The following is an 11250-nucleotide window of genomic DNA, read 5'->3' as shown; positions in this document are numbered from 1 at the left end:
GTAACTGGCTGAGGGAGCCATCCCCGCGTGATGCTTGCCGGCGTACGCGGGAAAGGCTGCTCGTCCGGTGGCACCCACCACCGGACGAGCGGTCAGAAGATCCTCACTGGCTTTGTCCTTTCAGGACTCTCTTCGCGCGACTTGTCACGCTTGGTCGACATCCAGCATGCTAAACGTAACTGCAACTTGCAAGCAACATGCTGAAATGTCCACGAAAGTTGCACAGGCGACAAGTTCGATCGATCGGATGACAAGAGAGTCTTGCCTGTCCACGAGACGTGTACGGATAGGCTGCCAGCGAGGGAGAAACTATGGCTCTGCGCAAGACAGTACGTTCCCGTCGCCTCGGTAAGCAGCTGAGACGACTTCGCGAGGAAGCTCGACTCAGCCAGGACGACCTGGTCGGCCGAGTCAACGATGATCAGCCCAAGCAACGACGGCTGTCCACCACGCACTTGTCGCGGCTGGAGACGGGTCTGGCCAGGATCACCCCGGAACAGTTGGATCGTGTCGCCGAAGCGCTCCAAGTCGACGCCGAGCACCGGAAGACTCTGGAGGAACTACGTCGCCGCGCCGACGAGCGCGGCTGGTGGCAGGAGTACGCCGACATCGTTTCGCAGGATGTCGAGATGCTGGTGGAAATCGGAGAAGACGCCACTACCGCCCGCAGCTACGACAACGCCTTCATCCAGGGACTGCTGCAAACACGTTCCTACGCGGAGGCCGTGATCGGCAGTGCACGCGCGTTCGTCTCACCGATCAACATCGATCGTATGGCGGATATGCGGTTGCGCCGCCAAGAGCGACTCTCCGACCCTGACTTCGAGGGGCTGACCGCGGTGATGAGCGAAGGTGCTCTACGCACCGTGGTCGGTGGGCCGGACGTGATGCGAGAGCAGCTGCAATACCTCACCGAAGTGGTTCAACGGCTGCCCGTCACGATTCACGTCCTACCGTTCAGCGCTGGTGCCCTCCCCGGCAGCGACAACTTCGTGTTGTTCGGGTTCCCTCACGAGCTGGACGGCGATGTGGTGTATGTGGACAGTGAAACAGCGCAGCGGATCTATGAGGACCGGCAGGCTGTTCGCCAGTGCACCTACATGTTTGACGCGGGTCTGGCCCAGGCGCTACCGGCACGGGAGTCACAGGACCTGATCCGCGCGGTGTTGAAGGAGCTACCATGACAGCACGGAATCCCTACCACGAGCTGGACGACGAGCGCTACGAAGCTCTCCTGCACGGGTCCCACGTCAAATCGAGTTACTCGAACGGGAACGGTGGGTGCGTGACACTGGCCTCGGACGGAGAGTTCATCAGTATCCAGGACGACAAACTCCCGGCGGAGGAGCGCCGCTCTCGCGCCCAGGTCTACACCCGCGCGGAGCTACGCGCCTTCATCGACGGCGCGAAAGCGGGAGAATTCGACCATCTCGTCTGATCGTTCGGCACAAGGCCCTGCTGTTCCGGGGCCTTGTGCTTTACTCACCAGCTGATCCAGCCGGCCTCTGGTTCAACGAACCGCCCTGGGAGGGGGCAGGGGTGAGTCCGGGCAGTTTCGCGGATGCCGTGTGGAGCGGGGAGGCCCGCAGTAGTGGAAACGGTGGAGCCTGTGTGGAGGTCGGCTTCACTCCCGACGCGATCGGTGTATGCGACGTCCCGGTGTCGTGGTGGTGTGAAAACGTGCAGCGGCGGTTGTAACGTCGCAGGTCGCAGAGGGTGCTCTCCACGCGTGTGGAGGTGGACCGTCCCCGGGCGATCACACCGGCCGAGGACTGCGGTGCTCTCCACGCGTGTGGAGGTGGACCGGGACTCCATTTGTACGGCGCCAAGGTCGTGCGGTGCTCTCCACGGGCGTGGAGGTGGACCGTCCCACAGATTGCGGGTATCGCGCATGGCCGCGTGCTCTCCACATGCGTGGAGATGGACCGCCACGCACGCACCGTCCGCACGTGGGAGTGTCGTGCTCTCCACTCCCGTGGAGGCGACCCGCGATTGATCAGGAGTGATTCTCCTGTCTCCCGCCCCCACCTTCCCGCCTCCGCCTTCCCGTCACCCGGCCCGCCGCCTCCGGACTCCCCACGGCCGTGCCGGGAGACTTCGGCGACGGCGGGGCTCGCGGTGACTCACGGGTAGGGTTCGGGGCATGTCTACCGCTCTCGTAACCGGCGCCACCGCCGGCATCGGGCGAGCTTTCGCCCGCAGGCTCGCGGCAGAGGGCTACGACCTGGTGCTCGTCGCCCGTGACTCCGAGCGGCTGGCCTCGCTGGCCGAGTTCCTGCGCGACCGCCACGGCACCGCCACCGAGCAGCTGCCCGCCGACCTCACCCGCGAGGAGGAGCTCGCCGGGGTGGAACGACGCCTCGGCGACGCGACCAGGCCGATCGACCTGCTGGTGAACAACGCCGGGTTCGGCACCTCGGGCGCTTTCTGGGACACCGACCCCGAGACCCTGCGGCAGCAGGTGGACCTCAACGTCACCGCGGTGCTGCGGCTGACCCGCGCCGTGGTCCCGGTGATGCGCGACCTCGGGCGCGGCGACGTGATCAACGTGTCCAGTGTGGCCGGTTTCTTCGCCATGTCCGGCTCCACCTACTCGGCCACCAAGGCCTGGGTCACCACGTTCTCCGAGGGGCTCTCCGCCTCGCTGGCGGGAACGGGCGTGCGGGTCATGGCGCTGTGCCCGGGCTTCACCCGCACCGAGTTCCACCAGCGGGCCCAGCTGGAGATGAGCGGGCTGCCCAAGGCGTTCTGGCTGGACGCGGACACGCTGGTGCACGAGGCGCTGCGCGACCTGCGCCGTGGCCGCACCGTCTCGATCCCGGGCGCGCAGTACAAGGCCGTGGTCGCCCTCGGCAAGCTGATCCCGAACGGGTTGCAGCGGTTCGTGGTGACCCGCACCGCCCCGGGACGCACCTGACCGGCCGGAACCTCCCGTCCGTCCGCTCCGCACCCTCGGGGCGGCGGAACCGCCGCGCTCCGGCTCCGGCGGGACCGGCATCGCGCGGGCACCGCGCCCGGCCGGTCCCCGGGCGAGCCGGCTTGGCGAATCCCGCGCGGTGGCCGAGTCGTGGGAGCGGCGTCCTGGCCGTTCCCGATTCGGCCACCCGAGCCGTTACCCGACCCGGCGTCCGGTCCCGCGCCCGGCCCGGCGGCTCGCCGCACGCGGAGCACTAAAAATGAAAATTGGTCATGTCGTGTTCCCTCGGGTGTGGTAACACGTCCGCCCGGAAGTACTGCTACTTTCTCCGCGGTGACAACGTCACCGGAAGTCCTGGGTGTTTCGTCCCGCGAGGAGTGTTCCGGACGACTTCCGCGAGCGTCACCCGCCGACACGATTTCCGGAAGGCTGTCATCTTTTCAGGAGTCATTCGGCAACGAGTTTCACCGAGAACCGGAGACACGACATGTCAAACCGAACCGGATTGGGATCGGCGCTTCCAGCGACCGGTATCGAGGAAGCCTACGAACGGTTCGCACCGTTGGCCGAAAAGTACTGTGGTCCCGATCTGCACAACGGGTACTGGTACGACAGCGAGGATGACAGTTCTCTGGAGAACGCCTCCCGTCGGCTGACGGAATTCGTGACCGACAAGCTCGGCGTGGGCCCGGGCGACCGGGTGCTGGACCTGGGCTGCGGCAACGGCCGTCCGGCCGTCTCGGCCGGTATCCGCACCGGAGCCGACGTCACCGGCATCGACGTCAACCGCCGTGCGCTGCGGGAAGCTGCCACCCACGCCAGCGCGAGCGGGGTCTCGCACTACGTCTCCTTCGAGTACGCGGACGCGCTCAACCCGCCGTTCCGCCCGGGGACCTTCGACGCGGCGATGTCGCTGGAGTCTTCCCAGTACTTCGAACTGGCGGAACTGCTGCCCAGCATGGCCCGCCTGCTGCGCCCCGGCGGACGTCTCGTGTTGGAGGCCCCCTTCACGCGAGTCCCGGCCAGCGAACGGCTGCGCCACCGAACCGCCGAGTACTACGAGCTGATCCAGGCCGTCTCGCTCGACACGCTCCAACGGCACGTCGAGCTGGCCAACGCCGCAGGGCTGTCACCGGTGGAGTTCGTCGACATCACCGAGAACACGATGCCCACCTGGCCGAGGGTGCTGCGCCGGTTGCGCGACGGCTGGGACGAGATCGAACGCGTGCTGGGAGCCGAACTGGCCGAGCGCGCGATCGCCACCTTCAGCGCCTGGCACGAGCTTCCCGAGGTCGGGATCATGATCCTCACGCTGCGCCGGGACGAGGTGCTGTTCCCGAACTGAACGTCCCGTCCCGCCCCGCCGACCGGTTCGTCGCCGATCTCCCCGGAGGTGGGTGCCGGTGCGGCCGCTGCCGCCGAGCGAACCGGCCCGGCCGTAGATCCACCACCGACCGGTACCGGTCCGCCTCGTCCGCCGCGCGGGTTCCGGGGCGGGGAGGTGCGCCCGCCCTCCGGCCCGTGGGCGCCGCGCGGGGGCGGGGACCACGAACCGCGGCCTCCGAGGGCTGGTGCCGCCGGTCAGGCCTCGCCGCTGAGGACCTTCTCGCCCTGTTCGGGAGACTTGACCCAGTCCAGGCTCGGCCCGGCGAACAAGGTCACCGTGGTCAGCTCGGTGAAGCCCATCGAGCGCGCCAGCAGCTTGGACACCCGGTTGGAGGAGTCGATGTCGGCCACCACCCGGGTCGCTCCCGCGCGGTACAGCGCACGGAGGCTGGCGTCGCCCAGTTCGGTCGCCAGCGCCCTTCCTCGGAAATCGGGGCGCAGCGCGATCCATTCGACGTAACCCCAGTCCTTCCTGTCGAAAAACGGCATCGATGCCAGTACGAATCCGACCTTGAGCGTTCCCGCCTCGGCCACGTGGCAGGCCTCCGGTTGTTGATCAAGGTGTTTGGCGATGGCGCTGAGCGACCACATGCTGTACGGAAAGACGGAGGTGTCGAAAAGCTCCTCGCCCAGTTCCAGTATTTCCGGGACGTCGCTGTTCTTGATGGGGCGGACTTCGGCGATTGATGTCATGGCGGGAATATTAACCCTTGGTTCTTTTTTCGGAACGCACCCCTATTTGTGCACACGATTGGGTGAGATTATTGGTTCGCTTCGATAATCGGCCGCAGTATGGGGTAATTTTATGAAAAGCTGTGGCGGCAGCGGCCCAAAAGGTCGCCCGTCGGCGCGGTATGCTGCCCGCCGTGGAGGAACGACCCGCGCACACTACGGTTGACCAGCAACGTCGCGACCGGCTCGCCCGCCTGGTCCGGGATCTCACGGTGGTCCACGAGCCAGTCACGCTGTCCTCGGGGCGCCAGGCCGACTACTACGTGGACCTGCGCAGAGCGACACTGCACCACGAGGCAGCCCCGCTGATCGGAGCGCTGCTCCGGCAGCTGACCGCCGATTGGGACTACGCGGCGGTGGGCGGCCTCACCCTCGGCGCCGACCCGGTGGCCACCGCCGTGCTGCACGCATCCGGAGATCCCGTGGACGCGTTCGTGGTGCGCAAGAACACCAAGCGGCACGGCATGCAGCGCCGTATCGAGGGTCCCGACGTCTCCGGCCGCCGCGTACTGGCCGTGGAGGACACCTCGACCACCGGTGAGAGCGTGCTCACCGCCGTCGAGGCCCTCCGGGAGGAAGACGCCGAGATCGTCGGGGTCGCCACGGTGGTGGACCGGGACACCGGAGCCCGCGAGGCCATCGAAGCCGCGGGGCTGCCGTACCGCACGTTGCTCGGGCTGGCCGACCTGGGGCTGGAATGAGGCACGGGTCCCGCCCACCGCTCCCGCCGAACACCCGGCGCGGTCCCACCTTTCCGGGGGTGGACCGCGCGGGCGGCGGGAGCGGAGCCCGAAACGGTCCCGGCACCCCCGAGGAGAACGAGGAGTCCCGGTGAGTTCCGAAAACACCGCCCGACAGCACCGGGCCGTCCCGGAGGACGAGCACCGAGCGACCGCCGCCGGGGAGCCCGACCGGCAGGCGGCCGAACCGGGGCCGACCGAGTGGGGAGCCCAGGTCGGTGTCGGCCCCTGGGAGGGGGAGTGGCCCACCGACGAGCGCTACGACCCCGAGCTGCTGGAGCACGGCGACAGCCGCAACGTGGTGGATCACTACCGCTACTGGCGGCGTCCGGCCATCGTGGCCGACCTGGACCGGCGGCGGCACGGTTTCCACGTCGCGATCGAGAACTTCCAGCACGACCACAACATCGGAACGGTCGTGCGCACCGCCAACGCCTTCGCCGCGCGGGAGGTGCACATCGTAGGTCGCAGGCGCTGGAACCGGCGCGGAGCGATGGTCACCGACCGCTACCAGCACGTGCGCCACCACCCGGACCTCGACGAGCTGCGTTCCTACGCCGACGAGCACTCGCTGCGCGTGGTCGCGGTGGACAACACCCCCGGCGCCACCCCGATCGAACGAGTCGCCCTGCCCGCCGACTGCGTGCTGCTGTTCGGGCAGGAGGGCCCAGGGCTCGGTGAGGACTCCCGCCGGATAGCCGACCTGGTGGTCTCCATAGCCCAGTTCGGCTCCACTCGGTCGATCAACGCCGGAGTGGCCTCCGGGATCGTCATGCACACCTGGATCCGGCAGCACGCCCGGCTGGAGAACGCGTGGTGAACTCCGGCGCCCCGCCCGCACCGGCCACGGACGGCCGCCAGCGGTGGGATCCACCTGGAGAGCTCTCGATCACGCACGGGTGGCATCATGAGGCCGGTCGGTAGGGTCGTGCTCACGCGAACCGGGCGAACCTCTCCCGTCGGACCTCTCCGGCGCGAACTCGCCCCCGGCTGCGCCGCCGTTGGTTCTCTCAGTGTCCGACAATGAAAAGCAGGTCATGGTCAACTCGTTGCGCGCGTATCTAGCGAACCTGGTCCGTGGTGCGCTCATCGGCACCGCCGAGATCGTCCCCGGGGTCAGCGGTGGGACGATCGCCCTGGTCACCGGGATCTACGAAGCACTGATCGGATCCGCCGGGCACCTGCTCAGCGCGCTGCGCCTGGCCGTGGCCGACGTGCCGCGCGGCGCGGGGTTCTCTCGGGCGTCCGCCGAGTTCCGACGCGTGCGCTGGGACGTGGTGCTGCCCGCCCTGATCGGGCTGGTGTGCGCCGCGTTGATCGCCGCGAAGCTGCTGGAGCCGGTGCTGCACGACCACCCGGTCTCCTCGCGCGCGGTGTTCTTCGGCCTGGTGCTCGCCTCGCTGTGGGTGCCCATCTCCATGATCGGCGGACGCTGGCGCGCCTCCGAGATCGTCACCGCCGTCCTGGTCGCCGCGCTGGCCTTCGGGCTCACGAGCCTGCCGCCGACCTCTGTCTCGCCCAACCCGCTGCTCGTCGCGCTGGCGGCAGCCGTGGCGGTCTGCGCCCTGGTGCTGCCCGGAGTCTCCGGCTCCTTCTTCCTGCTCTCGTTCGGCCTCTACGAGACGACGATCTCGGCTCTCAACGACAGGGACCTCGGCTACATCGCGACCTTCGCGCTGGGCGCGGTCATCGGCCTGTCGCTGTTCGTCAAGCTGCTGCAGTGGCTGCTGGAACACCGCAGGCGGATCACCCTGGTCGTGATGACCGGCATCATGGCCGGTTGCCTGCGCGCGCTGTGGCCGTGGCAGAGCGAGCAGCGCGAGCTGCTGGCCCCCTCGGACGGTGTCGGCGTGACGGTGCTGTTCTTCCTGCTGGGAGTGGCGCTGGTGACGGCGGTGCTGGTGATCGAGCACCTGGCGTTGCGCAACCGGCCGACCGATGACGAACCCACCGAACGGATCTCCCGGGTGGGGTGAACCGGGGACGGACGTCCCCGGCGACCACGGAGCGTCGGTGGGCGGGCTCAGAGCAGCGAGACCGCGCCCGCGACCCCGCCGACCACGATTCCCAGCAGCAGGGCGTAGAGCAGCAGGCCGAACACCGGCAGCCGTCGCGGTTCCGACCGCCGCGGCGGCTCCGACTCGGGTGCTTCGTGGGTCTCCGGGGTGGCGTTGCCCGTCGCCTGGGCGCGCAGCGCCGCGGAGAGCATCCGCTCCGGGTCCGGTTCACCGCCGGTCGAGGACGTACTCATGACCTCAGCGTAGGCACCCGAGTGCCTTCCCGGGGAGGCGGTCCTCACCTCACCGCCGAGTCGCTGCCTGCGAGGCTCCCGGACACCACCGAGCCACCCTTGAGCACGTGCCGGGGCCGCAGTCCCTCGTCGAGCACCACGAGGTCGGCCTCCAGGCCGGGGCGGATCGAGCCGATCCGGTGGGACAGCCCCAGCAGCTCGGCGGGTTTCGTGGCGCAGGCCGCCACCGCCTCCGGCAGGCTCAGGCCGCAGCGTTCCACCAGATTGCGCAGTGCCGTATCCATGGTCAGCGTGCTGCCCGCCAGTGACCCGTCCGCCAGCCTCGGCTCGCCGTTGGTCACGGTCAGCGGCAGGCTGCCCAGCTCGTAGTGGCCGTCGCCCGCCTCCGTGGCGCTGATCGCGTCGGTGACGGCGACCGTGCGGGAGGGACCGGCGTGGCGGGCGACCAGGCGCGCCACCGTCGGGTGCAGGTGCACCATGTCGCAGATCAGCTCGACGGTGATCCGCTCGTCGTCCAGCAGGGTGCCCACCGGCCCGGGCTCGCGGTGGTGCAGCGGTCGCATCCCGTTGAACAGGTGGGTGGCCACGGTGGCCCCGGCCTCGACCGCCGGGCGCACCTGTTCGGCCACCGCGTCGGTGTGCCCCACGGCGGCGATCACCCCGGCCTCGGAGAGCTGCTTCACGGCCTCGACGGCGCCGTCGAGCTCCGGCGCCAGCGTGACCATCCGGACGGCTCCCCGGCCCGCCTCCAGCAGTTCGGTCACGGTTTCCGGGTCGGGCGGGCGGAGCATGTCGGTGTCGTGGGCGCCGCAGCGGACGGCGGACAGGAACGGCCCCTCCAGGTGGATCCCGGCGAGCTGGCCCGCCGCCACCGGTTCGAGCAGGGACTCGATCTGCTCCCGCAGCCGCGGGGTTGAGGCCGTGACCAGGCTGGCCAGCATGGTCGTGGTGCCGTGGGCTCGGTGCGCGGCCACCGCCCTGCTGATCTGGTACTGATCGCGGCTGGTCAGCGAGCCGCCCCCACCTCCGTGGCAGTGGATGTCCACGAATCCCGGCACGATCCAGCTGCCGTCGAGGTCCGGCGCTCCACCGGGAGCGGGGCCCTCGCCGATCTCGGCGATCCGTCCCCGCTCGATGCGGATCCAGCCGTCTCGGGGCGCCCCCTCGTCGGTGACGATCCTGCCGCCGATCAGTGACGGTGCGGTTGCTTCGTTGCTCAAGGTGTCGGCGTTCCTTCCAGGAGCGGCTGCGGTCGGTGCCGTGGGAGGCGCCCCGTGTTGCCGGGCGAACGTTTCCGGTTTCGGGTCCGATCCTGCGACATCGACCCCATTTTGGTCTACACCACCTGTGCGAGACGTGGTGTGTGCCGCTCTTTCGGGGGAACTGAAGGCGTGAATCGATTCAGTTGGTGTACGAAACACCACGAAACGTGTCGGGCATCACGTGAGGGGACACCAGCGGCGGGGAGCGGGTGCGAGACCCCGTCCCCGCCACCGAGCGATCAGGCGTTGCCGAGCTGCTTCTGCAACGCCTCCAACGCACGACTGGCCGTCGACTTCACCGTCCCCTTGGAGACACCGGTGGCCTCGGCGATCTCACTCTCCGACATGTTGCCGTAGTAGCGCAGCACCAGCACCTCACGCTGCCTGCGCGGCAGATGCCCCAACGCGGCCACGATCGCCTGGTGCTCGCTGGACAGCATCGCCAGCGACTCGGCGGAGCGCGCGTCGGGCTGGTGCGGCGGCTGGTACTCCCGCGCGGTCTTGCGTCTGCGCAGCACCGAACGACTGCCGTTGACCACGGCCGTGCGCAGGTACCCCACAGCGGCCTTGGAGTCCCGCAACTGGGACCAGTTGCGGTACAGGCCCGTGAAGGCCTCCTGCACCACGTCCTCGGCGGTGGCCGGGTCGTCGACCAGCAGGATGGCCAACCGCACCATCCGCATCTGCTGCTTGCGGTAGAGGTCCTCCAGTGTCAGCGGTGCCTGGGTCTGCTCTTCCTGTTCGTCCGATCCGTCCAGAACACGCAGGTGGCCGAGCGTGCGCTCGACCGAGCGTTCCACTCCGCTGGTTCCGTCCCCGATCACGACTCCGCAAGTTACCGGCTCGGCCCCCCGCTCGTCTGCGTAATGGGTAATGTCCGCAAGAAACTTGTGACCAACACACCGTCCGAAAGGTCCTTCGATGCCCACTTTCGTCGTAAACATCCGGTACAGCGACGACCGGGAACTGCTCGAACGGGTCCGTTCCGCGCACCGCGACTACTCCAAGGACCTCGCCGACCGCGGCGTGCTGCTGTCGGGGGGTCCCTTCGCCGACGGTGACGGCGGGATGCTGGTCTACGAGACCACCGACCGCGCCGAACTCGACCGCATCCTGGCCGAGGACCCCTACGCCAAGGAGGGCGTGCTGGCCGAGACCACCGTCCGGGAGTGGAAGCCCCTCACCGGCAGCTGGCTCGGCTGAGACCGACGGGAGATCGGTAGGCCGGTCGTCCCCGGAGCCCGTCTCGAATGGGGCCGCCGGGACGACCGGTTCGAGCGCGAGCCCGTTCCTTCCGCCATGTTCGGGATACCCGGGCGCGGAATCACGCTGACCTCCTGTGGGAACTGTCGTGACATCGTGCCCGGTCCCCACACGGTCGGTGCCGGTGAGCTCGTCGTAACCGACGTGATCCAGTACTCGATGGTGCCTTCCAGCGGTTCGTGAGCACGTGGCTGGGGTGAGGGCGGTGCCGTGCCGACCCGGTCGAAGCTCAATCAGCCGACTTCGGAGCCGGCGATGGGACACGCCCCGGAAGTCGGGAAATCGGGCCGTCGCCGCACCGGGCCGCCACGGCACCGGAGACCGAATCCGGGGAAGTCGGAACGGCTTTACCGACTCGACCGATCGGCCGGATGCGTCACGGAGAACGATTCTCCCCGAATTGACGCCTCGAACCTCACCATAGGGGCGATTCGTGTGGGATTCCTTCTGCTCCGTCCGTTTTACGCCGCTGTGAGCATGACGGTCGGGTGTGTCGCGAAGACACGAATCGTCTTGAGCGGTCGAAACGTCGTCCGACTCGTCGGGCCGCCCGTGGGCGGTCTCGGTGCCTTTCGCCGCTGGTGTGCCGGTTGATCCGTCACCTTCGTTTCCCGGGTGCGGAACGAGACGGCGGGGTCGGAGCCCTGGTCGGGGCGATCGCACCGGGCCCGTGGGCTGTCGTTGTCGAGGCCGCTTCCG

At 68.6% G+C, this 11250-nt stretch carries 12 protein-coding genes; 8 read left to right on the top strand and 4 right to left on the bottom strand.

Annotation, left to right across the window (positions count from 1 at the left end; all coding sequences use genetic code 11):
• Positions 1-311: 311 nt before the first annotated feature.
• From BLQ75_RS15360 to BLQ75_RS15345, 4 genes are all read left to right on the top strand, one after another.
• Positions 312-1184: a helix-turn-helix domain-containing protein gene (locus tag BLQ75_RS15360; protein ID WP_092602881.1), complete on the top strand. Its 873-nt coding sequence runs from the start codon at positions 312-314 to the stop codon at positions 1182-1184.
• Positions 1181-1438 carry a DUF397 domain-containing protein gene (locus tag BLQ75_RS15355; protein WP_092602879.1) on the top strand — a complete coding sequence of 86 codons (258 nt, stop codon included), beginning with the start codon at positions 1181-1183 and terminating at the stop codon, positions 1436-1438. Before BLQ75_RS15360 ends, BLQ75_RS15355 begins: the two co-directional genes overlap by 4 nt.
• 705 nt (positions 1439-2143) lie before the next feature.
• Entirely contained in the window at positions 2144-2917 is a 774-nt protein-coding gene (locus tag BLQ75_RS15350) for an SDR family NAD(P)-dependent oxidoreductase (RefSeq protein WP_092602877.1), read from the top strand.
• 487 nt (positions 2918-3404) lie between these two features.
• Positions 3405-4262, top strand: a complete 858-nt coding sequence (locus BLQ75_RS15345) for an SAM-dependent methyltransferase (RefSeq protein WP_092602875.1) — start codon at positions 3405-3407, stop codon at positions 4260-4262.
• A 236-nt stretch (positions 4263-4498) separates the two neighbouring features.
• Here BLQ75_RS15345 and BLQ75_RS15340 read toward each other — a convergent pair whose 3' ends face one another.
• Positions 4499-4996 (bottom strand): GNAT family N-acetyltransferase, encoded by a 498-nt coding sequence (locus tag BLQ75_RS15340; protein WP_244515588.1) that lies wholly within the window; start codon positions 4994-4996, stop codon positions 4499-4501.
• Positions 4997-5157: 161 nt separating this feature from the next.
• Here BLQ75_RS15340 and pyrE point away from each other — a divergent pair, with 161 nt between their 5' ends.
• The 3 genes from pyrE (at position 5158) to BLQ75_RS15325 (ending at position 7751) form a co-directional block, all read left to right on the top strand.
• Positions 5158-5736 (top strand): orotate phosphoribosyltransferase, encoded by a 579-nt coding sequence (gene pyrE / locus BLQ75_RS15335; RefSeq protein WP_092602873.1) that lies wholly within the window; start codon positions 5158-5160, stop codon positions 5734-5736.
• A 130-nt stretch (positions 5737-5866) separates the two neighbouring features.
• The gene (locus BLQ75_RS15330; protein WP_092602871.1) at positions 5867-6595 is read left to right on the top strand and encodes a TrmH family RNA methyltransferase; all 729 of its coding nucleotides are present in this window, start codon (positions 5867-5869) and stop codon (positions 6593-6595) included.
• Between the two features lie 193 nt (positions 6596-6788).
• Positions 6789-7751, top strand: a complete 963-nt coding sequence (locus tag BLQ75_RS15325) for a DUF368 domain-containing protein (RefSeq protein ID WP_244515585.1) — start codon at positions 6789-6791, stop codon at positions 7749-7751.
• Positions 7752-7798: 47 nt separating this feature from the next.
• On the opposite strand, the gene BLQ75_RS15320 is transcribed toward BLQ75_RS15325, so the two are convergent.
• The 3 genes from BLQ75_RS15320 to BLQ75_RS15310 all read right to left on the bottom strand — a co-directional run bounded on the left by BLQ75_RS15320 (position 7799) and on the right by BLQ75_RS15310 (position 10112).
• Entirely contained in the window at positions 7799-8026 is a 228-nt protein-coding gene (locus BLQ75_RS15320) for a hypothetical protein (RefSeq protein ID WP_092602869.1), read from the bottom strand.
• Positions 8027-8070: 44 nt separating this feature from the next.
• Positions 8071-9246, bottom strand: coding sequence for an N-acetylglucosamine-6-phosphate deacetylase (gene nagA / locus BLQ75_RS15315; protein WP_092602867.1), 1176 nt, complete (start codon positions 9244-9246; stop codon positions 8071-8073).
• Between the two features lie 281 nt (positions 9247-9527).
• A complete protein-coding gene (locus BLQ75_RS15310; protein ID WP_092602866.1) occupies positions 9528-10112 on the bottom strand; it encodes a SigE family RNA polymerase sigma factor in 585 nt (194 codons plus the stop codon).
• Positions 10113-10209: 97 nt separating this feature from the next.
• Between BLQ75_RS15310 and BLQ75_RS15305 the strand changes: the two genes are divergently transcribed.
• Positions 10210-10491 carry a YciI family protein gene (locus BLQ75_RS15305; protein ID WP_092602864.1) on the top strand — a complete coding sequence of 94 codons (282 nt, stop codon included), beginning with the start codon at positions 10210-10212 and terminating at the stop codon, positions 10489-10491.
• The last annotated feature ends 759 nt before the right edge of the window (positions 10492-11250 follow it).

The sequence above is a fragment of the Actinopolyspora xinjiangensis genome (assembly GCF_900104475.1).
Classification (GTDB): domain Bacteria; phylum Actinomycetota; class Actinomycetes; order Mycobacteriales; family Pseudonocardiaceae; genus Actinopolyspora; species Actinopolyspora xinjiangensis.
The sequence above is the reverse complement of the archived record's forward strand: the minus strand, read 5'-3'. Positions and strand labels throughout refer to the sequence as shown.

Coding starts and splice junctions, on each gene's coding strand:
- BLQ75_RS15320 (WP_092602869.1), bottom strand. CDS start 8,026: ATGAGTACGTCCTCGACCGGCGGTGAACCGGACCCGGAGCGGATGCTC.
- BLQ75_RS15340 (WP_244515588.1), bottom strand. CDS start 4,996: ATGACATCAATCGCCGAAGTCCGCCCCATCAAGAACAGCGACGTCCCG.
- BLQ75_RS15345 (WP_092602875.1), top strand. CDS start 3,405: ATGTCAAACCGAACCGGATTGGGATCGGCGCTTCCAGCGACCGGTATC.
- BLQ75_RS15360 (WP_092602881.1), top strand. CDS start 312: ATGGCTCTGCGCAAGACAGTACGTTCCCGTCGCCTCGGTAAGCAGCTG.
- BLQ75_RS15305 (WP_092602864.1), top strand. CDS start 10,210: ATGCCCACTTTCGTCGTAAACATCCGGTACAGCGACGACCGGGAACTG.
- BLQ75_RS15355 (WP_092602879.1), top strand. CDS start 1,181: ATGACAGCACGGAATCCCTACCACGAGCTGGACGACGAGCGCTACGAA.
- pyrE (WP_092602873.1), top strand. CDS start 5,158: ATGCTGCCCGCCGTGGAGGAACGACCCGCGCACACTACGGTTGACCAG.
- BLQ75_RS15350 (WP_092602877.1), top strand. CDS start 2,144: ATGTCTACCGCTCTCGTAACCGGCGCCACCGCCGGCATCGGGCGAGCT.